Here is a 23,882-nt window from a genome sequence, read left to right as displayed (position 1 = left end):
CACTGGCTTTTGAATCAACACGACGGCGTGGCGCGAGCCACGCCGACAGCGTGAGGCTTAGCGCTCGACGATCGCGACCACGCCCATGCCGCCGGCCGCGCAGATCGAGATCAGGCAGCGGCCACCGCCGCGCTGTTCGAGCAGCTTGCCGGCCGTGGCCAGGATGCGGCCGCCGGTGGCGGCAAACGGGTGACCCAGCGCGAGGCTGCTGCCCTTGACGTTGAGCTTGCTGCGGTCGATCGAACCCAGCGGCTTGGCCAGACCGAGGCGCTCCTTGCAGTACTTGGCATCTTCCCAGGCGCGCAGCGTGCACAGCACCTGTGCCGCAAACGCTTCGTGAATTTCATAGAAATCGAAGTCCTGCAGCGTCAGGCCCGCGCGCTCCAGCATGCGCGGCACGGCATAAACCGGCGCCATCAGCAGGCCTTCCTTCTTCACCGTGAAATCGACGGCAGCGGTTTCGCTGTGCGTCAGGAACGCCTGCGGCTTGAAGCCGTGCGCGTCGGCCCAGGCTTCGCTCGACAGCAGCGCAGCCGAAGCGCCGTCGGTCAGCGGCGTGGAGTTGGCGGCCGTCAGCGTGCCCTTGCCCGACTTGCGGTCGAACACCGGCTTGAGCGTGGCGAGCTTTTCGATCTTGCTGTCGCCGCGCAGGTTGTTGTCGCGCTTGACGCCGGCGAACTCGACCAGCAGATCGTCGAAGAAGCCTTCGTCATAGGCCTTGGCGGCCTTCAGGTGCGATTCGACCGCCAGCAAATCCTGGTCTTCGCGGCTGATCTTCCATTCCTGCGCCATCATCTCGCAGTGCTCACCCATGCTCTTGCGCGTGCGCGGCTCGCCATTGGTCGGCGCCGACGGCGCCAGCATCGACGGACGGAAGCGGGTCAGGATCTGCAGCCGCTGGCTGTTGGTCTTGGCGCGGTTGAGGTCGAGCAGGAGCGTGCGCAGCTTGTCACCGACCGCGATCGGCGCGTCCGACGCGGTGTCGACGCCACCGGCGATGCCGGACTCGATCTGGCCCATCGCAATCTTGTTGCCGACCAGGATCGCTGCTTCCAGACCGGTGCCGCAGGCCTGCTGGATGTCGTAGGCCGGGGTTTCAGCGGCCAGGCCCGACGACAGCACGCACTCGCGCGTCAGGTTGAAGTCGCGCGAATGCTTCAGCACTGCGCCGGCGGCGACTTCGCCGAGGCGCTCGCCCTGCAGCTGGTACTTGTCGACGACGCCGCGCAGCGCGGCGGTCAGCATCTCCTGGTTGCTCTTGTACGAGTAGACCGTGTTGGAGCGGGCGAAAGGAATGCGGGCGCCGCCCAACAGGGCGACTCGACGACCGTAGGTGCTCATGGGAAAAATCCGTTTTGGTTTGGATGGGCCAAGCTTAGCGCCTCGCCCGTGACGGGTTCGGCATCAGGGCCGAGCAAGGGATCGGCGCTTGTTACCTGCAGCGTCGCGCTCCGACGCGCGCAAGACCATGGCGGAGCCGACAGACTGTTCTGGCGTGCGCGTCAGTCCGCCAGACCTCAACGGCCTCACAATGGACGCCAGCTGCACCCCACATCGAATCAAACCCGGCTCATGCCGGGCGGAGAACCGGCTTGCTGCGAACCCTGCTGGTGGTACTGACTTCGCGCCTGCGCGGCGTGCTGCCGCTGCTCGGCACCAGCGTGCTGCGGCTGCGCGTCTGGCCGGGCGATCTCGACAGTAACCTGCACATGAACAACGGCCGCTACTTCAGCGTGGCCGACCTGGGCCGCTTCGATCATGGCCTGCGCAGCGGGCTGTGGCGCGCGGCGCTCAAGCGCGGCTGGCGCCCGGTGGCCGGCGATGCCGACGGCCGGTTTTCGGTATCGCTGCAGCCGTTCGCGCGCTACCAGTTGCACACGCGCTTGCTCGGCTGGGACGACAAGTGGTTCTTCGTCGAACACCGTTACCAGCTGGGGCAGCGAGTCGCTGCGCTGGTGCTGGTGCGCTATCTGTTCGTCAGCTCGCGCGGCCCGGTGCCGACGGCCAAGGTGCTCGACGTGATCGCCCACCGCGAACCCTCTCCGGCATTGCCTGACTGGGCGCGACAATGGCGTGACGCGCAGAACGCGCTGGTCGCTCAACTCAAGGCCGAGAGTCAGGCCGAGCGCCCGGCGCAGCCCTAGTCCTGCGGCCCGGCACCCCACCCGATTTCCTTTTGTCACCGAGACGCACCATGACCGCAGCATCGCCGTATCCGCATCTGCTGGCCCCGCTGGACCTCGGCTTCACCACGCTGAAAAACCGCGTACTGATGGGCTCGATGCACACTGGTCTCGAAGACCGGCGCAAGCACTTTCCGCAGCTGGCGCGGTATTTCGCCGAGCGCGCGCGCGGCGGCGTCGGGCTGATGGTCACCGGCGGGTTCTCGCCGAACATCGAGGGCTGGCTGCTGCCGCTGGGCGGCAAACTGGCGAGCAGTGCCTCAGCGCGATCGCACCGAGTGATCACCGATGCCGTGCATGAAGAAGGCGGCAAGATCGCACTGCAGATCTTGCATGCCGGCCGCTACGGCTATCACCCGCTGTCGGTGGCACCGAGCCGGATCAAGTCGCCGATCACGCCGTTCACGCCGCGCGAGCTGTCGGGCTGGGGCGTGTCGCGGCAGATTCGCGCATTCGCCCGCTGCGCGGCGCTGGCGCGCGAAGCCGGCTATGACGGCGTCGAAATCATGGGCAGCGAGGGTTACTTCATCAATCAGTTCCTCGCGCCGGGCACGAACCTGCGCGACGATGAATACGGCGGCTCGGTCGAGAACCGGCAGCGCATCGCGCTGGAGATCGTCGAGCGGGTGCGCGAGGCGGTCGGCAAGGACTTCATCATCATCTACCGCCAATCGCTGATCGACCTGGTACCCGGCGGCCAGACCTGGGACGAAGTCGTGCAGCTGGCGCGCGGTATCGAAGCGGCCGGCGCGACGATGATCAACACCGGCATCGGCTGGCACGAAGCCCGGGTGCCGACGATCGTCACCAGCGTGCCGCGCGCGGCGTTCGCATGGGTCACCCGCAAGCTCAAGGCCGAAGGCCTGAAGATTCCGCTGGTGACGACCAACCGCATCAACGCGCCGGACGTCGCCGAGCAGCTGCTCGCCGACGGCTACGCCGACATGGTCAGCATGGCGCGGCCACTGCTGGCCGACCCCGAGTTCGTCAGCAAAGCGGCCCAGGGCCGGGCCGACGAGATCAACACCTGCATCGCCTGCAATCAGGCCTGCCTGGATCACGCATTCAAGAACAAGCTGGTGTCCTGCCTGGTGAACCCGCGCGCCGCGCACGAAACCGAGCTGAACTACCTGCCGACCTCGGTGCGCAAGCGCATCGCCGTCGTCGGCGCCGGGCCCGCCGGCCTGGCCTGCGCCACGGTGCTGGCCGAGCGCGGCCACGACGTTGACCTGATCGATCAGGCCGACGAGATCGGGGGCCAGTTCAACATGGCCAAGCGCATTCCCGGCAAAGAGGAGTTCCACGAAACGCTGCGCTATTTCCGCCGCCGGATCGAGGTCACCGGCGTCAAGCTCAAGCTCGGCGTCCGCGCCGACGCCGCGTCGCTGGCCGCTGCCGGCTACGACGAGGTGGTGCTGGCCACCGGCGTGGTGCCGCGCAATCCGAAGATCCCCGGCCAGGCCGAAGGCGAGGCGGCGGGCCGCGTGCTGTCGTACATCGACGTGCTGCGCGGCAACGCGACGGTCGGCAAGCGCGTGGCCTTGATCGGCGCCGGCGGCATCGGCTTCGACATGGCCGAATACCTGGCCAGCGACGGCCATTCGACGACGCTTGACCTGCCGGCCTGGCAGCGTGAATGGGGCGTGGCCGACCCGGCCGTCGCCCGCGGCGGCGTCACCAGCGAACGCGACATCCCGCCGTCGCCGCGCGAGATCTGGCTGCTGCAGCGCAAGGCCGGCAAGCCCGGCGCCGGGCTGGGCAAGACCAGCGGCTGGGTGCATCGCGCGTCGCTGCAGATGAAAGCGGTCAACATGATCCCCGGCGTCAATTACGAAGCGATCGAACCGGCCGGGCTGCGGATCAGCTTCGGTGACAAGCGCGAGCGCATGCAGTTGATCGAGGTCGACCATATCGTGCTGTGCGCCGGCCAGGAGCCGCTGCGCGAGCTTGAAGCGCCGCTGGCGGCCGCGGGCGTCGTGGTGCACCGCATCGGCGGCGCCGATGTCGCGTCCGAACTCGACGCCAAGCGCGCGATCGATCAGGGCAGCCGGCTCGCCGCGCGGCTGTAGCGGCAATGGCCGGCTGCATTTGCTAGCCGGCCACCGCCCCTGACCGTTTTAGAATCGCGACATGCTCCCGCCCCCGCTCACCGATCTATTCGCCACGATCCAGGCCGTCGGCATCGAGAAGATCTTTCTGCTGCTGATGGCACCGGTCTTCATCGTCTGCATGGCCGCCGAGTATCTGGTGCTGCAACGCCGGCGGCAGCAGACCTATTCGCTGCACGAAACCGGGACCAACGTGGTGTTGGCACTGTCCCACGCAGCGGCCGACGGTCTGGCCTGGAGCCTGCTGATCGGCCTGTTCTATTGGGTCTACCAGCACCGCGTGTTCGACATGCCGTTCAACGGCTGGACCGTGCTGCTGCTGGTGTTGCTGCAGGACTTTTTCTACTACTGGTTCCATCGCGGCAGCCATCGCATCCGCTGGATGTGGGCCAGCCATGTCACGCATCACTCGTCGGAGCGGATGAACCTGTCGACGGCGCTGCGCCAGAGCCTGACGTATCCGCTGTCGGGCATGTGGGCGTTTTGGCTGCCGCTGGCCTGGCTGGGCTTCAAACCCGAGCAGGTGATCCTGGTCGTCGCCGTGAATCTCGGCTACCAGTTCTTCGTTCACACCGAAGTCGTGAAACGACTGCCGCGCTGGTTCGAAGCGGTGTTCAACACCCCGTCGCACCACCGCGTCCACCACGCCCGCAATCCGCAGTACATCGACCGCAACTACGCCGGCGTGCTGGTGATCTGGGACAAGCTGTTTGGCAGCTTCGTCGCCGAAGAGGCCCCCTGCGACTACGGCATCACGCGGCAGATTCACACGCGCAATCCGCTGGTGATGATGTTTCATGAATGGCGCGACATGTTGGCCGACGTCGGCCGGCCCGGCCCGCTGCGGCAGCGACTGCGTCACTTGTGGGCGCCACCGGAATGGGTACGTCCTGCCGGTACTTCACACACACCCAAGCTATAGCGACCAGCGACAGGTGTGTCGCAGCGGCCAATCCGGCACACTAGGCGTCTTGATTTAAAGGGCGCCGATGCGGGATTCCGGTCAACTACTGCAGATCGTTCATCAGGGCATGGTGCGAGCCGGCCTCGATGTTTCCGCGATCTATCAACGGCTCGGCTACGACGCCGAGAAACTGGCGTTGCGCGACCTGCGCACGCCGCATCAGCAACAAGTGTTCTTCTGGAGCACGATCGAGTCGGTCACCAAAGACCCCGAGGTCGGCTTGCACTTGTGCCCGCACCTACCGGTGTTTCGCGGCGAAGTGCTCGAATACCTGATGTTCAGTTCACGTACGTTCGGCGACGGGCTGAACCGATCGCTGAAGTATCTGCGGCTGATCTCCGATGCGATCAACGTGCGGCTGGTCAACGACGCTCAGGGTGTGCGGATGGCGATCGTCAGCACCGCGGTCGATGCGCCGCAGCTGCGCCACACCGAAATCTGCGTCGTCTATGAGCTGATGCAGTTCGCCAAGGCCGTCACCGAAGATCACTTCAAGCCCGATCGCGTGCTGCTGCGCTGCAGCCAGCGGGCATCGCAGGACGAATATCGCGCGGTGTTCGGCGCGCCGGTGGAATTCGGCAGCCGCGAGAGCGAAATCTGGTTCGACGCGGCGCTGCTCGACTACCGCTCACCGCATTCCGACCCCGATCTGCTGCAGCTGCACGAAGGGCTGGCCGAAAAGCGGCTGATGAAGCTCAAGCGCGAAGATCTGGTCGAACGCATCCGTGGCGTGTTCTCGCAGCGGCTCGAGCTCGAAAACTGCGACCTCGAAGACGTGGCCAAGGAACTGGACATCCCGCCGCGACGCTTGCGCTTCGAGCTGGCGCGCGCCGGCACCAGCTTTTCGCAGATCCTGGCCGACTTCCGCTTCCACTTGGCCAAGCGCCTGCTGGCCAAGACCGACGAGGCGATCGAAAACATCGTCTACCTGACCGGATTCTCGGAGCCGAGTACGTTCTACCGGGCGTTCAAGCGCTGGTCAGGACAGACGCCGGTGCAGTACCGCGAAAGCCGCCGCGCACGTCGTTCGTCGAAAGCCGCCGCCGAAAAGCCTTGAAACCGGCGGCAGCCACGCCCGGCCAGCGCTCGCAAGCGCCGGCCGGGCGGGCGATCAGACGTTCTTGAAGAACCGGCGCGCCATCCACGACAGCACGACCTGATAGGCGCTCGGCAGCAGCCGCACCAGCAGGTCGGTGGCCTTGGCATCCGGGCCGATCAGCACACGGCGCTGATTGCGCTCCACCGCCCCCAGAATCGTCAGCGCAGCCGACTCGGCCGTGGTGATGAACAGCTTTTCGAATTGCGCGCTGCTCTTGCTCGCGTCCTTGACCAACAGGCCTTCGATGTTCGACGACACGCGGCTGTCGCGCGCGATGTTGGTCTTGATGCCGCCCGGATGGACACTGGTGGCGCTGACGTTGTAGCCCGCCATATCGAGTTCCTGGCGCAACGCCTCGGTAAAGCCGCGCACGCCGAACTTGCTGGCGTTGTAGGCGCCCATGCCGGGCTGGGCGCAGAGCCCGAACAAGCTAGACGTGTTGATGATGTGGCCTTCGCCCGACGCCTTCAGGTACGGCAGAAACGCCTTGGTGCCGTAGATCACGCCCCAGAAGTTGATCCCCATGATCCACTCGAAGTCGGTATAGCTGACGCCCTCCATCGTCGAGCTGAGCGCGACGCCGGCGTTGTTGAAGATCAGGTTGACCTTGCCGTGGGCCGCCGCCGTGCGCGCCGCCCAAGCCTCGACCGCGACACGGTCGGCGACATTGACCACTTCGGCCGTCACGTTCACGCCCTTGGCGCGCGCCATCTCGGCGGTCTTGTTCAGCTCGGTCGCATTGACGTCGCTGAGCGCCAAATGGCAGCCGCGGCGCGCCAGTTCGAGCGCCAGCGTGCGCCCCATGCCCGACGCTGCGCCGGTGATCGCCGCGACGCGGCCTGAGAAATTCTTCATGGTCCCCTCGATTATTTGTGACAACGACTGATGTCACTTTGCATCTGACAACGCCGGGAGTCAATATGGGCAGATGGTCGACTCTGCAAAAACTCCAGGCCGTTCGTATCGTGGCGCCACGGCCGACGAGCGTCGCGACGAGCGCAAGCGCAAGCTGATCGAGGCCGGCATCAAGGTAATCGGCCGCGATGGCTACGCGTCGACGACGGTACGCGCCGTGTGCGCGGAAGCCGGTCTGACCGAACGCTACTTCTACGAGGCGATCGGCGATCGCGAGCAGCTGCTCGGCGAAGTCTACGGCCACTTGGTAACCCAGCTGCGCGCGCAGATCGCCGAAACGGTGATGACGGCCGGCGACCTCAATGCCGCCGCCCTGGCCCGCCTGGGCCTGACCGGCTACTTCGCCGCGATGCGCGACAACCCGGACGCCGCGCGCATCCTGCTGTTCGAAGTGCTGGGCGTGAGTCCCGAAGTAACGCGACTGAGCCAACGCGCGATCGCCGACTTTGCAATGCTGATCCGGATGACGGCGCGCCGGCTGCCACAGCTGCCGGTACCCGAACAGCAGGAAGACCTGATCACGGCCGGCCTGGTCGGATCGGTGGTGTTCATCGCGATGACTTGGTTCCTCGAAGGCTACCAGCGCGACCTCGACGACGTCGTCGGCAGCGCGATGACGATCTTCAACGCCGTCGTCGACACCGTCGACCACTAGCGTTCATTGCGCGTTCGGCCGCCAAAGGCCGAGTGGTCTCCACTCGCATAATCAATGTGTTGCGAGCGAAAATCAGCCCAAGCTGAGCGCCACCTTTCCGGGATTTGACGCAGTGCAACATGCAGTGGATCGTGGGGCATGTCGTTTGCCAAGGAAGGCCCACCATGCACGCAACACCGGTCCGACGTGACCTCAAATTCGATCTCGACCGTCTGCCTCCGTCGATCGCCGCGCACTGGCATCCGCTCGGGGCGCCGGTCAGCCAGTTCTACAACGCGATGTCGCTGTTCTTTCCGGAAGGTGAGCGCTTTTTCATCCATAGCGTGCGCCACTTCCGCGACCGGCTCGACGACCGGGCACTGAAGGACGCGGTCACCGCCTTCATCGGCCAGGAGGCGATGCACGGCCGAGAACACGACCAATACAACGCATTGCTCCAGAGCGCGGGTCTGCCGGCCGACGCATTGGTGCAGTACACGGCGCGGCTGCTGGGCGTACTCAAAGACCATCTATCGCCGAGCCTGCAATTGGCGGTGACGCTGGCGCTGGAGCATTTCACCGCGATGCTGGCCGACCTGCTGCTTCGCGAACCCGCGCTGCTGGACGCAGCAGAGCCGTCGCTGCGCGCGCTGTGGCGCTGGCATGCGGCGGAAGAGACCGAGCACAAGGCGGTGGCCTACGACGTCTACCAGGCCGCGCTCGGGCGCGGTGCGGTCGCGTACGCGCTGCGCACGGCGGCATTTTCGGCGGTGATGCCGCTGTTTCTGGCGCATGTGCTGGCGTTTCAGCTGCGGCTGCTGGCGGCCGACCGCCGCGGTCGGCCGAGCCTGCGCGACTGGGCTCGGTTCGCCGGCTTTCTGGGCGGGCGGCGCGGGCTGCTGCGGCAGATGATCCGGCCGGGCCTGGCCTACTTCAGGCCCAGCTTTCATCCCTGGGACGACGACAACCGGGATTTGCTCGGCGCGATCGACGAGTTGGTGGCCGCCTATCAACCGCCGGCGGCGACGATGCGGCGCGCGGCTTGAACCTCAACGCGGCGGATCGCCCGCCTTGCTGGCCTGGAACTGCGCCAGGATATGCGCCAGACGATCGCCGAGGTGACGCGTAGCAGCCTGCTCCATCGCCCTAGCCACTTCGGCCTGCACCGCCGATTCCACCAGCGGGCGTAGCTTCCAGACGATCTCGCCCAGCCGCGAGGCCTCGCTGGCCGGCGGCAGGCCTTTGCCAAAGCCGTCGAAGAGGTGACGCTCGACCAGCATCACCATCTGGTCGGAGGCCGCTTCGACGTTGGCCCGCAGGCTGCCGAGCACTTCGAGCATTTCGTCGAGCGGAATACCGAGCTTGACCAATTCGGCGCCGGCCTGCAGCAGCCGCGGGCTGGGCACCCGGAACCGGACGCCGTCGAGGACGATCACGCCCAGCTCGGACGCGCGGACCAGCCAGCGCGGGTCGAAGGCACCACCGAACATGTCAACCAGCGCCGGCAAGCCGAGCCAGATCGGTTTTTCGTCGCCCCAGGGGCTCGACACCGCTGATTCCAGACCGAGCAAGCCGCCGAGGTCCGAACCGCTTTCCCAAGCGTTGATCAGCTCGCCGATGCTGACCAGCGTAAAGCCGCGCGCCAGCAGCTGGCCGATGATGCGCAGGCGCGACAGATGCGATTCACCATAAATGCCGACGCGCCCTCGCCGTTCCGGCGGCGGCAGCAGGCCGCGATCCTGGTACGCGCGCACGTTGCGCACCGTGGTGCTCGCGGCGCGCGCCAGTTCGTCGATCGAATACTCGATGACGCCGCCGTCGGCGCGATCGGGCTCCGAATCGTCACCGGAGCCAGACGACCCATCGGCGCTATTGCGCTGAAAAAAGCGGCGTTTGTTCATGTCGCCATGATAAGCGAGGCAACGTATCGCCCGCCTTGACGCTATAAAACGACTGTGACATCGTTCGCTGGCAATGTCACATCGCTGGAGCAAGCCATGCAGCCGATTCGCCGCGACCTCGACTTCAACATCCCCGAACAGCTCAGCCCTGCCGATGTCGGCACCTGGCATAAACAGGGCCGTCACGTCAGCCACTTCTTCAACGCACTGTCGGTGTTCTTCCCCGAAGGTGAACGCTTTTTCATCCATTCGCTCCGCAACTACCGGGATCAGATCACCGATCCGAAGCTGCAGCGCGACATCCTGGGCTTCATCGGCCAGGAGGCCATGCACGGCCGTGAGCATGTCGACTTCAACAACCTGATGGACAGCGCCGGCCTGCCGGCGAGCCGTCTCGACAAGTTCATCGGCAAGCTGCTCAGCGGCCTCAAGAAGGTGCTGCCGAATTCGATGCAGCTGGCGGTCACGCTGGCGCTGGAGCACTTCACCGCGATGATGGCCGACCACGTGCTGCGCGACGCCAAGGTGCTGGACGACTCCAACCCGCGCATGGCGGCGCTGTGGCGCTGGCACGCGCTGGAAGAAACCGAACACAAGGGCGTGGCGTTCGACGTCTACGAGCAGGTCGTCGGCAAGGGTGTCGGCGCTTGGGCGCTGCGTTGCCTGGCGCTGGTGCTGGCGTCGGCGGTGTTTATGGCGCTGGTGTTCGTGTTCCATCTGCGGCTGCTGGCCAATGACCCGCAGGCCCGCGGTCTGACCGGCTGGGTGCGCTTGATCAACTTCCTGTTCGGCGCCCCTGGCGTGCTGCGCAAGCTGGCGCTGCCATGGCTCGACTACTTCCGTCCGAGCTTCCATCCCTGGGACCACGACAACCGCGCGTATCTGGAACAGATCGGCGATCTGAGCGCGACCTACTCGGTCGGCCGCTAAACCCGCCGCAACAAAAAACCCGCGCTGTTCGGACCACAAGGTCCGGCAGCGCGGGTTTTTTGTGGCCCGCGGCGATCGCGCCGCGGGCCTGCCGCATCCGCTGTTACTTCAGCTCGGCCGATGACTTGCCAAGCAGGCGACGGGCGACGATCAGCAACTGGATCTGCTGCGTGCCTTCGAAGATGTCGAGAATCTTGGCGTCGCGCGCCCACTTCTCGAGCAAGCCGGCGCCGCCATTGCCTTCGGCATAACCGAGGCTGCCGGCGATCTCGACGCACTTCAGCGCCACGTCGACACAGGTACGGCCCGCTTTGGCTTTGGCCATCGACGCCTGCAGCGAATTGGGCTTGCGGTTGTCCGCCATCCACGCCGCCTGCAGCGTCAGCAGACGCGCCGCTTCGTAGTCGGCTTCAAGCCCCAGCAGCGTGGCGGCTGCCGAGGACTGCACCAGTGACGGCCGACGATAGTCGACCGACAAGCCAGCGGTGTCGAGCAGCTTCCAGGTTTCTTCGAGGCAGGCGCGGGTCAGGCCGATGGCCATCGCCGCCACCAACGGACGCGTGTTGTCGAAGGTCTGCATCACGCCGGCAAAGCCCTTCTCGACGTTGACCTCCGGGTCGCCGAGCAGGTTTTCCTTGGGCACGCGCACGTCCTTGAGCGCGAACGCCGCGGTGTCCGACGCGCGGATGCCGAGCTTGTGCTCCAGGCGCACCAGCTCGAAGCCCGGCGTGCCTTTTTCGACGACGAAACTCTTGATCGCCGCGCGGCCCACGGCGCGATCGAGCGTTGCCCAGACGACCACCAGGTCGGCGCGGTCGCCGCTGGTGACGTAGATCTTTTCGCCATTGAGCACGTAGTGGTCGCCGTCGAGTACGGCGGTCGTGCGGATGTTGGCCGAATCCGAACCGCAGCCCGGTTCGGTGATCGCCATCGCCGCCCAGCGACCCTTGAAGCGCTCCAGCTGCTCGGCGTTGGCCACGCTGGCGATCGCCGAATTGCCCAGGCCCTGGCGCGGCATGGCCAGCAGCAGGCCGACGTCGCCCCAGCACAGTTCCATGATGCCGAGGCAGGTCGACAGGTTGGAGCCGTTCTTGTTTTCAGCGTGATCGACGGTGTCACGACGCACGCCGGACGCACCGGTGCCACCACCGGCACCGCTGTCGTTCATGCCGTCGAGCAGCGACGCCAGCATGTTCAGTTCTTTGGGGACGGCGTGCTCGGCGCGGTCGTACTTGCGGGAGTTGGCGCGAAAGAATTCGACGGCGACCTGGTGGGCCTGGTCGACCAGCGGACGAAACTTCTTGGGGACTTCGAGATTGATCATCGGATGGCTCGTTCGTTATCGGTTAGACCAACAGCACGCCTTCCATCAGGCCCACGGCGCGAAGATCGCGATACCAGCGCTCGACCGGATATTCCTTGGTAAAGCCGTGGCCACCGAGCAGCTGCACGCCGTCGGAGCCGATCGCCATGCCCTTGTCGGCGCACAAGCGACGCGCCAGCGCCACTTGCCGGACATAGTCCTGACCCTGCTCGGCGCGGGACGCCGCGCGGTAGGTCAGCAGCCGCATGCCTTCAAGCTCGATGCCGACGTTCGACACCGCGAACGCAACCGCCTGGCGATGGCTGATCGGCTCGCCGAAGGCGACGCGCTCGTTGACGTAGGGAATCAAGTAATCGAGCACCGCTTGCGAGGTGCCAACCGCCAGCGCGCACCAGGCCAGCCGCGACAGCGCGATGCATTCGTCATAAACCTCGGCCGCACCGGCGCCCAGCAAGGCCGTGGCCGGCACCGACACGTTGCCGAGCTGCAGCCGCGCCATCGACGCCGCGCGCAAGCCCATTGCCGGCTCGGCTTCGGTCGTCAAACCGGCGGCGCCGGCTTCGACGATGAACAGCGCCGGCTGCCCGTCCAAGCTCGCCGCGACGATGAACAACTCGGCCTCGGCGGCACGCGGCACCAGCGTCTTGACGCCGTTGAGCACGAAGCCGCCGTCGCTGCGCGTGGCCGTGGTATCGAGCTGCTGCGGATCGAACAGCGGACGCGGCTCCATGACGGCCAGCGCCGCCACCGGAGGCTGCTCGCCGACGAACGCCGGCAGATAACGCGCCTGCTGATCGGCATCGCCCCACAGCACCAGCGCGGTGCTGACCGCGGTCGGCGCCAGACACGCCACCGCCAAGCCCAAGTCGCCTTGTGCCAGCGCTTCGGCCATCAGCACGTTGGTCATCACCGAGCGTTCACTGCCGGCACCGCCGAGTTCTTCCGGAACACCCAGGATGGCCACACCGAGTTCGGCGGCTTGCGCCAGCAATTCGGGCGACGCCTTGCCATCGGTGTCGGCCTGCTGGCCGGCAGCGCGCAGCTGTTCCATCGCGAAGCTCTGCGCGGCTTCTTTCAGCGCTTGCTGATCGTCGGTCGGCGTCAGGTCGAACAACTCGGGACGCGCGGCGCGCGGCAGGCGCGCCGGCTTGAGCAGCTTCTGCGTCGCCTTGAACTGACGCGCTGCCAGTGTCGCGGCCTGGAAGCCGGTTTTAGAAGCCTGATAAATCCAGCGCTCGGTGGTCGGACGCAAGCCGAGCCGATCGACGACCGGCAAGCCCGCTACACGATTGAGCACACGCAAACCCAAACCCATCACGTTTTGCATCGGGGGCTGCTCCACAGATTGATCGATTGAACCGCGGCTGCCGGGGGTCCGGCAGTGTGTTGCGACCGTCAGATACCGCCGCGCGACTCAGCGCGCAGCGGCTTTCTTTTTGGCCGACGGTGCTTTGTCGGCGAGCAAGGCTTCACGCGTACGTTCGAGGAACGTCTCGACCAGGTGAATGAATTTGCCCTGGATGAACGGCGGCGCGACCAGGCGATAGATCAGCGGCACCGGCACGTCGCGCAGCTCGCCTTGAACCTTGAAGAACACTTCGCTGCCCTTGGCCGTCGGCGCGATGCGGAAGCGGCCAGAGATGCTGGCGTTGCCCTTGCCGGCGAGCGGCTTCCAGGTGAGCTCGTTGCCGTCGGCGCTGAGCTGGTAATGCGCGCCATAGGTGACGTCGTGCGCGATCTTGGCCATCCGCGAGCCGATCGTGCTCAGCTCCCAGACGTATTGGTTGTCGGCGACGCGGACCAGCTTCTTGAGCTTGGGAAACCGCGACACCGTGGTTTCGATGTCCTGGAAAAGCGGGCGGACTTTTTCCGGCGGCAGCTCGATGGTGATGCTGCGTTCGATCTCAATGTCGACTTTCATGGGCGCTCCTCGATAAGAGCCCCAGCGTGTCACGCAGCGCAAAGTGGCCGCATTGGCCGCCAGCGCGTGGTGATGCGTCAGCGACGTCAAGTGACGCGGCGATCGGCATCGCCGTCGTCACTTGACCGGTCGCGTGTCAGAAGCGCAGTTCGCCGCGCTGCACGCGCTGGTAGCACTGATCGTCGAGCGGTACGTAGCAACCCGACAGCAGCACGTACAGCGGATCGCCGACGCGGCTCGGGTCGAAGCCGTCGCGCTTGAGATCGACTTTGCGGTGCTTGAACGTGGACGTGGTTTCCTGCCCGCTACGCAGGCGCAGGAACAGCGGCACGGCATAGGCAGGCAAGCACTGCTGCAGCCCGGCGGCCAGCGCCGCGCCGTCGAAATCCGGCGACGCCAAACTCAGCGACGCCATGCCGGCGCGCCCGTCCATACCGGGCAACTGCACGCCGTAGACCACCGCTTCCTCGACGCCCGGATGTCGGCACAGCGCTGCTTCGACTTCGGTCGTGGCGACGTTCTCGCCCTTCCAGCGGAACGTGTCACCGACGCGGTCGACGAACTGGATATGCCGATAGCCCTGGTCGCGCACCAGATCGCCGCTGTTGAACCAGCAATCGCCGTCGGCGAAGACATTGCGGAACAGCTTGCCCTCGCTGGCCTTGGCATCGGTGTAGCCGTCGAACGGCGCACGATCGGTGACTTCGCCTATCAGCAAGCCGATGCCGCCGGGTGCGACGCGCTGCATGCGGCCTTGCGCATCGCGCACTGGCGTTTCGGCGTCGGCATCAAACTCGACGATCGCGAACGACAGCGGGCAATAGCCGGCGGTGCGCTTCATGTTGAACGCATTGACGAACGCCAGGTTCGATTCGCTGGCGCCGTAGAACTCGCAGATGCGCTCGATGCCAAAACGCTGCTGGAACGCATCCCAGATGTCGGGACGCAGGCCGTTGCCGACGATCACGCGCACCTTGTGGTCGCGGTCGCCCGGCGACGCCGGACGGTTGAGCAGATAGCGGCACAGTTCGCCGATGTAGCAGAAGCTGGTCGAACCGGTGGCGCGGATATCGTCCCAGAAGCGCGATGCCGAGAACTTGCGGGCGATCGCCAGACCCGAGCCTTGCGACAGCACGGCGCCCCAGGACACCGTCAGCGCATTGTTGTGATACAGCGGCAGGCAGCAATACAGCACGTCATCCGGGTGCAGGCGCACCGCGCTGTCGGCCAAGCCCGACATGCCGCGCAGCCAGCGGAAATGCGACATCACCGAGGCTTTGGGCAAGCCCGTGGTGCCGGACGTGAAGATGTAGAACGCCGGCGACTTGAGCGTGATCTGCGCGGTCTCGGGCGGGTTGCTGCTGCTGGCATCGGCCAGCAGCGGACGCAGCGCCACGTAGCCTTCCGGCGCATCGGCCGCGCCATCCCACAAACGCTGGATCGGTAACGAGCCGCCGGCCGCGTACGGCGTGGAATCGATCGCCTCACGGCATTCTTCGCCGACGATCACCAGCGCCGCCTTGGTCAGCTTGATGCTGTGCGTCAGCGCATCGCCGCGCTGCTGGTGGTTGAGCATGCCGGCAATCGCGCCGAGCTTGAGCACCGCCGCAACGCAGATCAGCACTTCGGCGCGGTTTTCCATCAGCACCGCCACCGCGTCGCCCGGCTTGACGCCGTGCTGACGCAGCACGGCCGCGACGCGGTTGGCGTCGGCGTTGAATTCGGCGTAGGTCCAGCGCCGGCCTTCGAAGCTCAGCGCCAAAGACTGCGGGCGACGCTGCGCATGACGCTCGATCAGTGCCGCGATCGAGCCGCTGGCGGCCGGCTTGAGCGTCGCCAGCCGAGCCAATCCACGGACCACGCCGGGCAGGTCGGGCGTGATGCGCGCGGCACTGCAGAGCAGATCGACCAGACGAATACGGTCGCTGCCGCGCTCGGCGGCCGGGTCGGGACGAGCTGCGGTCATTCGGGCTTCCGTTGCGGTTTGTTGATTTCGAGCGCTTCGTCGAGGTAGTCGGCGACCTGACGGAACTGCTCCGGTGACAGTCGCGGCAGGATCTGCTTGAGCGCCATGCGGATCGTTTTGTTGGTGCTGCGCACGCCCAGGTCGATGATGCCGCGCGACGCCAGGCCCAGCTTGAACACCTCGGCCGGGCGCACGAAGAAGTGGCGCATCGCCGCGTCGGTCAGGTCGACGATCAGGTCGCTGACCGGGTCGGATTGGCTAGGACCGATCTTGCCGCTGCGAATCGCAGCCGAAGTCGAGACCACGCGCGATCCTAGATCGGCCGTCAGCGGGGCATTCAAATGGTAGTGGGTCATGTCAGCAGATGATCCTCAACGGTAGCGCAGGCAAACGAATAGGGCGGCGCGGCCAGATGACGTTGTCGAGACAGTCACTTGCGGGACTCTAGTTTGATCTGGCCCGGCCGATAGTCATCTTGTGGCAAGCCCCGATCGACTCACAACCTCCCCTGTTCACCCGTATGAACCACCGCCCATTCCGCCGCGCCGCCGAATGCCCATGAACGACTCCGCACAACGTCGCGGCGTGTTCCGGGTGCCGGTGTCCGATCCGGGCTGGCTCAGCGCCACGCTGATCGACGACAGCGGCGACACCGTCGGCGCCGTGGTCCTCGACCTGTCGCGCGCCGGCATCGGCGCACGCTTGCCGGCCGGCGTCACCGTGGCGCGCGGCGTGCGGCTGCGCTGCCGGCTAACGGCTGACGACGGCGCGCTCGACACCGAAGTGACGGTGCGCAACTGCGTCAGCGGCGCGTCGTCGACGCGGCTGGGCATGGAATTCACCGCACTGGCGCCGGTGGACGACTCGCTGCTGAGCCGTCTGGTGTTCCGTCTGCAGCGGTACTTGCTGCGCCGCCAGGTCAACCGCGTTCGGCCACCGGCGCCGGCCGCCAGCAGCGTCGAGATGCAGCGCTAACGACCGTCACGCGGTGGCGGCGGCCGTCGGCAGCGACTGCTGCAGATGGGCTGCAATACGCCGCTCCAGCCACCAGTCGGCACGACCGTAGCGATCGCTGGCCACAAACCCGACATGCCCGCCGCGCTCGGCCACCTCCAGCGTCACCGACGGCGACAACTGCGATGCCGACGGCATGATGCCGCGCGGCATGAACGGGTCGTCTTCGGCATGGACGATCAGCGTCGGCGTCCGGACCTGGTCCAACACCTCGCCGCAAGCAGTGCGGCGGTAGTAATCGGCCGCATCGGCAAAGCCGTTCAACGGCGCCGTGAACGCGTCGTCGAACTCGAAGAAGTTGCGGGAGGCCAGCACGCGGCCCACGTTGACCGACGGCGGCAGCGGCCACGCCGCATGCTTGCGCCGGACGATGTCCTTGAGCCCGGTCAGCAGATGCCGCTGGTAGACGCGGGCAAAGCCGCGATCGAGGTGCTCGGCGCATTCCAGCAGCCGGAACGGCACGCTGGCCGCCACCGCGGCACACAGCGGCGCTTGCTCGCCCTCCTCGGCCAGGGCCCGCAGCAGAATGTTGCCGCCCATCGACCAGCCGACCGATGCGATCGGCGTTGCCGGCTCGGCGGCGCGCAGCCGCTGCCAGATCCAGCGCAAGTCGGCCGTGTCGCCGTGGTGATAGCTGCGTGGCAGCCGGTTGGGTTCTTCGCCGGCGCCGCGCAGTTGCAGCAGCAGCGCGCGCCAGCCGAGCGCTTCGAGCCGCAGCGCCAGCCCGCGCAGATACAGGCTCGAAAACCCGCCGCCGAGGCCGTGTAGCAACACCGCAATCGGCCCGCTCGGATGCCGCCGATCAACCCAGCCCAAGTCGACGAAATCGCCGTCCGGCGTTTCCAGGCGCTCGATCCGCAGATCGAGCACCGGCATCCGCCGGAACAACAGCGGCGCAATCGTCTGCTGATGCGCATTGCGCAGCAGCGGGTGCGCACGAAAGCGGCTTTCGACGCGGCGACCGATGGTGGGGGAAGCAGAAAGGGCTGGGTCCATGATCAAAAGCGCCATGAGGTCAGGCGATCAACCGCCGGTTCCATAACCTGACACAGCACGGTTACGACGTCGCTCTCCGGCGAGGGTGCGATCTGATTGCAACGTCCGATGCCAGCACGTTGCGCGCCCGATCGCTCACGAACGCAGCGATGAGAGGCACCAGAACGCCAACTGCCAATGAAGTCAGCAAAACGACGCCCGTTGCGTTCACCGTTGGCTCCAATGATCCGCCACCGATCGCGTTCCCTGTGATGGTTACTTCAGAAATAGATAAACAACGGTCACGACAAAGACGACGATGACGGGCAGCAACCAGAGGAATGTCGCGCGAAATACGTCCTTGGCCGTGAGTGCTTCAATACTCTGCAGGTGGCGCTCAGCATCCAAAACCGCCTCGTCATCATATTCAACGCCGATACCGGACTCGATCCTGCGCCCCATATCCTCCAAGTCGCGCAATGAGACCTCTGAGGGCTCATTGCCATATTCATTGCTCTGCCTTTCGTAATCCATCGAAAGAATCAAGCTTCTTGCTTTGGCCGAGAGCGACAGCGGAATAAAGCCGCACTTTCGGCATTCACTTAGAAAGTGCGGCTTTAGATTTCCACAATGGATGCAGATCGCGCGCCTTTTTTGAATAGACATCGGTGAATACTCTCCGAGGACGAAGCCGCGAACCCAATGATCATCCAGGGCGCTGGAAGCGCCCAACACGCACGGCCAGCCGCTGCCACCGATCCTTGGAAATGCAGTTCCGTATAGCGCTGGCGCGACGAACCTTCCTGCCGACGATCCGCAGCGGGATGCAAGACCGGCATTTTGCGGCAGCACAACGACAGAAGGCTGAAGCGCGCTGCGCTTCAGCCTTCTGGTTACCGCTTGACCGGTGCAGGCCTCGCGGCCGGCACCGAGTCAGTTCAGGCCGCCTTCTTGGCGGTGCGCTTCTTGGCAGCCGGGGCCTTGCGCGGCGCCGGCTTCTTGGCCGGGGCAGCCTTGGCGGCAACCGGGACGCCGGTCAGCGTCGCGGTGACCGTCTCGTAGCCTTCCTTGACGATCTTGACGACTTCTTCGCCGGTCTTGGTGACGACGGTGACGGTGTCGTTGTAGGCCGACACGACGCGCTCACGGCCGTCGGGCAGGTATTCGATCGGCGAGGCGACGACGGCCTTGATGCCGGCGCTCTTGGCCTTTTCGAAGCTGGCCTGGGCGGCAGCAAACAGGTCCTTGCCGGCTTCGACCTGGGTCTTGACCACGGTGGTCACGCCGTCGACGACGACGTCGTTGGCCTTCAGCAGCGTGTCGACCGACACGGTGACCACTTCCTGGCCCTTGGCAACCAACGGTTCAACACGGCCCTTCACATCGCTCACGATCGTCTGCACAGTCATCACTCACTCCTGGTTTGGTACAAGGGGCTGCCCGCTTTGGGCACCCTGCAATTGGAAAGCGATGTTGCACTGCAACAACGCGCATCTGCAGATTATTTTTGCAGTGCAACAAAGTCAAGCGCGAGCAGACGGACGCACGCGGATCCGACCGAGGAAACACCCGATGAAAGTCCCCTTGATGACCCGGCTCAGCTCGGCGCTGTGGCAGGCGCCGGTGGCGCGGCACCGGCATCAGCGCCTGCTGGTCCGCTGCGGCCAGTATCTGTATGCGGTGCTGCGCGACTTGATGGCAGGCGACCTGTCACTGCGCGCGATGAGCTTGGTCTACACCACGCTGCTGTCGATCGTGCCGTTGCTGGCGCTCGGGTTTTCGGTACTCAAGGCGCTCGGCGCCAACGACAGCCTGGAGCCGGTGCTGCTGGAATTCCTGCGGCCGCTGGGCCCGCAGGCCGCGCCGATCGCGACGCGCGTGATGGCCTTCGTCGAGAAGATCCAGGTCAGTGTGCTGGGTTCGTTCGGCGTGATTCTGCTGTTCTACACCGCGCTGTCGCTGATCCGCAAAGTCGAGTCGAGCTTCAATTTCATCTGGCGCATCGACATCCAGCGGCCGCTGACGCGGCGCATCGGCGAATACTTCGGCGTGCTGATGATCGGGCCTGCGCTGGTGTTTACGGCGCTTGGCCTGACCGCGACGGTGCTCAACAGCGGCATCGTCGCCCAAGTGGCGCAGTACGAGCCGTTCGGCTGGCTGATCTTTCTGCTGGCGCGGGCGATTCCGTACCTGATCATCGTGCTGCTGTTCAGCTTCATGTACAGCTTTCTGGTCAACACCAAAGTGCGCTGGAAAGCGGCGCTGATCGGCGGGCTCGGCGCTGGCGTGCTGTGGCAAACCGGCAGCCTGCTGTTTGCCTCGTTCGTGGCCAATGCCAGCAACTACAACGCGGTGTATTCCAGCTTTGCGATCGTGATCTTTCTGCTGATCTGGCTGCATGTGGGTTGGCTGGTGCTGCTGATCGGCTGCCAGTTGTCCTTCTATGTGCAGAATCCGCGGCATCTAGGCCCGGCACGACGTGCGCTGCAGATCCCCGGCCGCGAAGCGGACTATCTGGCGCTGACGATCATCGCGATGACCGCGCAGCGCTACGTCGCAGGCGATGCGCCGCTGACCCAGGACGATCTGGTGCAGAGCATCGATGCACCGCCCGAAAACGTCATTCACAGCGTCGAATCGCTGATCGCCTGCGGCTATTTGATCGAATCCGGCCCGACCCGCAGCGTGCTGCTGCCGGCACGCGATCCATCATCGATCCGTCTTGGCGCGATGTGGCGTGCGCTGCGCCAGCACGAATTGGCGGTCAAGCCCGGCGGCCCGCTCGGCAGTCGCGTCGCGGCCTTGCTGGACCGGGTCGACGGCGCGTTCGACCGCAGCGGGGGCGACATCGATCTGCGAACCTGGCTGCTGGAGAGCCAAAACAGCGCCGAAAACAACGCGATTTAGCCCGGCGATGTGCCGATAACGAGTTCGCGGCGAGCGCGGAAAATCCCCTATCATCGGCGGGCCGCAAGGGAGCGCTGTATCGCGGCCAGGGGCGCAGACCCTTGAAATGCCACCATTAAATCAACGATCCATTACGACAGGCAGGACATGCCCATGACCGGGAACAGCGTCGCGACCAGCGGCAAGATCTGGCTTTCTCAGTATTCACCCGGCGTTCCCGCCGAAATCGACCTGAATACCTATCAGTCGGTCGTCGACATCCTCGAAGACGCCTGCAACCGTTTCCGCAATCTGCCGGCTTACGAGTGCATGGGCTTTGGCCTGACGTATGACGAGCTCGACAAGCTGAGCCAGGACTTCGCCAGCTACCTGCAGAACGTGCTCGGCCTGCATGCAGGCGATCGCGTCGCGGTGATGCTGCCCAATCTGCTGCAGTACCCGGTGACGATGTTCGGCATCCTTCGCGCCGGCCTGGTCGTCGTCAACGTCAACCCGCTGTACACGCCGCGCGAGCTGGAACATCAGCTCAACGACAGCGGCGCGCGTGCGATCGTCATCATCGAAAACTTCTGCAATACGCTGCAGCAGGTGCTGGCCAATACCAAGGTCGAAACGGTGATCACCACGCAGATCGGCGACTTGGCGCCGTTCCCGAAACGGCCGCTGGTGAACTTCGTCGTCAAACGCGTCAAGAAGATGGTGCCGGCCTGGAACATCCCCGGCACAGTGCCGCTGCGCAAGGCGCTGTCCAAGGGGCGGTCGCAGCCGTATCACCGCGTCAAGATCGGCCACGCCGACACGGCTTACTTGCAGTACACCGGCGGCACCACCGGCGTCAGCAAGGGCGCGCAGCTGTTGCACAAGAACATCGTCGCCAACGTGCTGCAGGCGCGCAGCTGGCTCAGCGGCAACCTGCAGGAAGGCAAGGAACTGATCATCACCGCCTTGCCGCTCTACCACATCTTTGCACTGACGGCGAACTGCCTGGTATTCCTGTCGGTCGGCGGCAAAAACGTGCTGATTCCGAACCCGCGCGACATGCCGGGCTTCGTCGCCGAGCTGGCCAAGCACAAGTTCACGGCCTTTACCGGCGTCAACACGCTGTTCAACGGCCTGCTCAACACGCCGGGCTTCGCCGCGCTGGATTTCTCCAGCCTGCGCTTCACGCTCGGCGGCGGCGCCGCCGTGCAGCAGGCCGTGGCTGAACGCTGGAAGCAGGTCACCGGCAAGCCGCTGTCGGAGGCCTATGGCTTGACCGAAACCTCGCCGGCGGTCTGCATCAACCCGATCACGTCGCTGGAATGGAACGGCACGATCGGCCTGCCGATTCCGTCCACCGACATCGCCTTGCGTGACGACGACAACCGCAACGTCGCCGCGGGCGAACCCGGCGAGCTGTGCGTCAGGGGCCCGCAGGTGATGGCCGGCTACTGGAACCGCCCGGAAGAAACCGCCAAGGTGATGACGCCCGACGGCTACCTGCGCACCGGCGACATCGCGACGATGAACGAGCGCGGCTTCTTTGCGATCGTCGACCGCAAGAAGGACATGATCATCGTGTCGGGCTTCAACGTATATCCGAACGAAATCGAAGACGTGGTCGCCAAGCATCCAGGCGTGCTCGAATGCGCCTGCGTCGGCATCCCGGACGACAAGACCGGCGAAGCGGTGAAGGTCTGCGTCGTCAAAAAGGACGAAAGCCTGACGGTTGCCGCGCTGCGCGAGCACTGCAAGTCGTACCTGACCGGCTACAAGGTGCCCAAGGTGATCGAGTTCCGCACCGACCTGCCCAAGTCGCCGATCGGCAAGATCCTGCGCAAGGAACTGCGCGGCAAGGCCTGAGCTTCGGCCGCTCGCCCGAGGGGCGTGGCGAGCGGGGCTCAAGATGGCGCCCGCTCCCGGAGCGAGCGGGTCTGCCAGCGTGGCGCGATCCCAAACGCCCTCACCCGGCGCTAAGCGCCGACCTCTCCCGGAGGGAGAGGCAAGCCAAGCAAGAGGGGCAGCCTCGCTGCAAGAAAGGCGAGCCAAGCCAGCGCTTTAGCCCTCTCCCGCCGGGAGAGGGTGGCCCGCAGGGCCGGGTGAGGGCCTGCCAGCGTGGCGCGATTCCTAAACGCCCTCACCCAGCGCTACGCGCCACCCTCTCCCGGAGGGAGAGGCAAGCTAGGTAAGAGGGTCAGCCTTGCTGCAAGAAAAAGCGGGCCAAGCCAGCACTTTAGCCCTCTCCCTCCGGGAGAGGGTGGCCCGCAGCGCCGGGTGAGGGTCTGCCAGCGTGGCGCGATCCCTAACGCCCTCACCCGGCGCTACGCGCCGACCTCTCCCGGAGGGAGAGGCAAACCAGGCCTGAAGGTCAGCCTCGCTGAAGGAAAACGCGAGCCAAGACAGCGCTTTAGCCCTCTCCCGCCGGGAGAGGGTGGCCCGCAGGGCCGGGTGAGGGACTGCCAGCATCGCGCGATCCCTAACGCCCTCACCCGGCGCTACGCGCCGACCTCTCCCGGAGGGAGAGGCAAGCCAAGCCTGAGGGTCAGCCTCGCTGAAGGAAAACGCGAGCCAAGCCAGCGCTTTAGCCCTCTCCCGCCGGGAGAGGGTGGCCCGCAGGGCCGGGTGAGGGCCTGCCAGCGTGGCGCGATTCCTAAACACCCTCACGCAGCGCTACGCGCCGACCTCTCCCGGAGGGAGAGGCAAGCCAAGCCTGAGGGTCAGCCTCGCTGCAAGAAAAGCGAGCCAAGCCAGCGCTTTAACCCTCTCCCACCGGTAAAGGGTGGCCCGCAGGGCCGGGTGAGGGACTGCCAGCATCGCGCGATCCCTAAACGCCCTCACCCGGCACTACGCGCCGACCTCTCCCGGAGGGAGAGGCAAACCAGGCCTGAAGGTCAGCCTCGCTGAAGGAAAAGCGGGCCAAGCCAGCGCTTTTGCCCTCTCCCGCCGGGAGAGGGTGGCCCGCAGGGCCGGGTGAGGGCCTGCCAGCGTCGCGCGATCCCAAACGCCCTCACCCGGCGCTACGCGCCGACCTCTCCCGGAGGGACAGGCAAGCCAAGCAAGAG

General features: G+C 65.6%; 21 protein-coding genes. 10 read left to right on the top strand and 11 right to left on the bottom strand.

Going from position 1 to position 23,882, the window contains the following annotated elements; genetic code table 11:
• Positions 1 to 57: 57 nt before the first annotated feature.
• Positions 58 to 1,341, bottom strand: a complete 1,284-nt coding sequence (locus tag BUB09_RS05800; protein WP_072895320.1) for an acetyl-CoA C-acetyltransferase — start codon at positions 1,339 to 1,341, stop codon at positions 58 to 60.
• A gap of 251 nt (positions 1,342 to 1,592) precedes the next feature.
• On the opposite strand from BUB09_RS05800, the gene BUB09_RS05795 reads away from it, so the two are divergent.
• The 4 genes from BUB09_RS05795 (at position 1,593) to BUB09_RS05780 (ending at position 6,312) form a co-directional block, all read left to right on the top strand.
• Positions 1,593 to 2,144 (top strand): thioesterase family protein, encoded by a 552-nt coding sequence (locus BUB09_RS05795; RefSeq protein ID WP_072895318.1) that lies wholly within the window; start codon positions 1,593 to 1,595, stop codon positions 2,142 to 2,144.
• A 50-nt stretch (positions 2,145 to 2,194) separates the two neighbouring features.
• A complete protein-coding gene (locus BUB09_RS05790) occupies positions 2,195 to 4,252 on the top strand; it encodes an NADPH-dependent 2,4-dienoyl-CoA reductase (RefSeq protein ID WP_072895316.1) in 2,058 nt (685 codons plus the stop codon).
• Between the two features lie 61 nt (positions 4,253 to 4,313).
• Positions 4,314 to 5,213, top strand: a complete 900-nt coding sequence (locus BUB09_RS05785; RefSeq protein ID WP_072895313.1) for a sterol desaturase family protein — start codon at positions 4,314 to 4,316, stop codon at positions 5,211 to 5,213.
• A 67-nt stretch (positions 5,214 to 5,280) separates the two neighbouring features.
• On the top strand, positions 5,281 to 6,312 hold the full coding sequence (locus BUB09_RS05780) for an AraC family transcriptional regulator (protein ID WP_072895310.1): 1,032 nt from the start codon (positions 5,281 to 5,283) through the stop codon (positions 6,310 to 6,312).
• Between the two features lie 54 nt (positions 6,313 to 6,366).
• Here the strand turns inward: BUB09_RS05780 and BUB09_RS05775 are convergent, their stop codons facing one another.
• Positions 6,367 to 7,209: an SDR family NAD(P)-dependent oxidoreductase gene (locus tag BUB09_RS05775; RefSeq protein WP_072895307.1), complete on the bottom strand. Its 843-nt coding sequence runs from the start codon at positions 7,207 to 7,209 to the stop codon at positions 6,367 to 6,369.
• Positions 7,210 to 7,282: 73 nt separating this feature from the next.
• Here BUB09_RS05775 and BUB09_RS05770 point away from each other — a divergent pair, with 73 nt between their 5' ends.
• Together BUB09_RS05770 and BUB09_RS05765 are read left to right on the top strand one after the other, a co-directional pair.
• Positions 7,283 to 7,924 carry a TetR/AcrR family transcriptional regulator gene (locus BUB09_RS05770; protein ID WP_072895304.1) on the top strand — a complete coding sequence of 214 codons (642 nt, stop codon included), beginning with the start codon at positions 7,283 to 7,285 and terminating at the stop codon, positions 7,922 to 7,924.
• A gap of 164 nt (positions 7,925 to 8,088) precedes the next feature.
• A complete protein-coding gene (locus tag BUB09_RS05765; RefSeq protein WP_072895303.1) occupies positions 8,089 to 8,949 on the top strand; it encodes a metal-dependent hydrolase in 861 nt (286 codons plus the stop codon).
• A 3-nt stretch (positions 8,950 to 8,952) separates the two neighbouring features.
• Here BUB09_RS05765 and BUB09_RS05760 read toward each other — a convergent pair whose 3' ends face one another.
• On the bottom strand, positions 8,953 to 9,804 hold the full coding sequence (locus BUB09_RS05760) for a MerR family transcriptional regulator (RefSeq protein WP_084083190.1): 852 nt from the start codon (positions 9,802 to 9,804) through the stop codon (positions 8,953 to 8,955).
• 96 nt (positions 9,805 to 9,900) lie between these two features.
• Here BUB09_RS05760 and BUB09_RS05755 point away from each other — a divergent pair, with 96 nt between their 5' ends.
• A complete protein-coding gene (locus BUB09_RS05755) occupies positions 9,901 to 10,734 on the top strand; it encodes a metal-dependent hydrolase (protein ID WP_072895301.1) in 834 nt (277 codons plus the stop codon).
• A gap of 103 nt (positions 10,735 to 10,837) precedes the next feature.
• Here the strand turns inward: BUB09_RS05755 and BUB09_RS05750 are convergent, their stop codons facing one another.
• The 5 genes from BUB09_RS05750 to BUB09_RS05730 all read right to left on the bottom strand — a co-directional run bounded on the left by BUB09_RS05750 (position 10,838) and on the right by BUB09_RS05730 (position 16,301).
• Complete coding sequence (locus BUB09_RS05750; protein ID WP_072895300.1) at positions 10,838 to 12,058, bottom strand: acyl-CoA dehydrogenase family protein; 1,221 nt, start codon at positions 12,056 to 12,058, stop codon at positions 10,838 to 10,840.
• A 22-nt stretch (positions 12,059 to 12,080) separates the two neighbouring features.
• Positions 12,081 to 13,385: an acyl-CoA dehydrogenase family protein gene (locus BUB09_RS05745; protein WP_217650238.1), complete on the bottom strand. Its 1,305-nt coding sequence runs from the start codon at positions 13,383 to 13,385 to the stop codon at positions 12,081 to 12,083.
• Between the two features lie 87 nt (positions 13,386 to 13,472).
• A complete protein-coding gene (locus tag BUB09_RS05740) occupies positions 13,473 to 13,979 on the bottom strand; it encodes an SRPBCC family protein (RefSeq protein ID WP_072895297.1) in 507 nt (168 codons plus the stop codon).
• 136 nt (positions 13,980 to 14,115) lie between these two features.
• The gene (locus BUB09_RS05735; RefSeq protein WP_072895294.1) at positions 14,116 to 15,945 is read right to left on the bottom strand and encodes a long-chain-acyl-CoA synthetase; all 1,830 of its coding nucleotides are present in this window, start codon (positions 15,943 to 15,945) and stop codon (positions 14,116 to 14,118) included.
• Positions 15,942 to 16,301 (bottom strand): hypothetical protein, encoded by a 360-nt coding sequence (locus tag BUB09_RS05730; RefSeq protein ID WP_072895292.1) that lies wholly within the window; start codon positions 16,299 to 16,301, stop codon positions 15,942 to 15,944. Before BUB09_RS05730 ends, BUB09_RS05735 begins: the two co-directional genes overlap by 4 nt.
• A 202-nt stretch (positions 16,302 to 16,503) precedes the next feature.
• Between BUB09_RS05730 and BUB09_RS05725 the strand changes: the two genes are divergently transcribed.
• Entirely contained in the window at positions 16,504 to 16,920 is a 417-nt protein-coding gene (locus BUB09_RS05725; protein WP_072895290.1) for a flagellar brake protein, read from the top strand.
• Positions 16,921 to 16,926: 6 nt separating this feature from the next.
• Here BUB09_RS05725 and BUB09_RS05720 read toward each other — a convergent pair whose 3' ends face one another.
• The 3 genes from BUB09_RS05720 to BUB09_RS05710 form a co-directional block, all read right to left on the bottom strand.
• Positions 16,927 to 17,970 (bottom strand): hydrolase, encoded by a 1,044-nt coding sequence (locus BUB09_RS05720; RefSeq protein WP_245793147.1) that lies wholly within the window; start codon positions 17,968 to 17,970, stop codon positions 16,927 to 16,929.
• A gap of 240 nt (positions 17,971 to 18,210) precedes the next feature.
• On the bottom strand, positions 18,211 to 18,786 hold the full coding sequence (locus tag BUB09_RS16900) for a hypothetical protein (protein WP_175550115.1): 576 nt from the start codon (positions 18,784 to 18,786) through the stop codon (positions 18,211 to 18,213).
• A gap of 86 nt (positions 18,787 to 18,872) precedes the next feature.
• Positions 18,873 to 19,343, bottom strand: a complete 471-nt coding sequence (locus BUB09_RS05710; protein WP_072895284.1) for a phasin family protein — start codon at positions 19,341 to 19,343, stop codon at positions 18,873 to 18,875.
• A 163-nt stretch (positions 19,344 to 19,506) separates the two neighbouring features.
• Here BUB09_RS05710 and BUB09_RS05705 point away from each other — a divergent pair, with 163 nt between their 5' ends.
• The gene (locus BUB09_RS05705) at positions 19,507 to 20,841 is read left to right on the top strand and encodes a YihY/virulence factor BrkB family protein (protein WP_072895281.1); all 1,335 of its coding nucleotides are present in this window, start codon (positions 19,507 to 19,509) and stop codon (positions 20,839 to 20,841) included.
• 153 nt (positions 20,842 to 20,994) lie between these two features.
• Complete coding sequence (locus BUB09_RS05700) at positions 20,995 to 22,683, top strand: AMP-binding protein (RefSeq protein WP_072895278.1); 1,689 nt, start codon at positions 20,995 to 20,997, stop codon at positions 22,681 to 22,683.
• Positions 22,684 to 23,882 lie beyond the last annotated feature (1,199 nt).

The organism is Hydrocarboniphaga daqingensis (assembly GCF_900129825.1).
GTDB lineage: Bacteria > Pseudomonadota > Gammaproteobacteria > Nevskiales > Nevskiaceae > Hydrocarboniphaga > Hydrocarboniphaga daqingensis.
The sequence above is the reverse complement of the archived record's forward strand: the minus strand, read 5'-3'. Positions and strand labels throughout refer to the sequence as shown.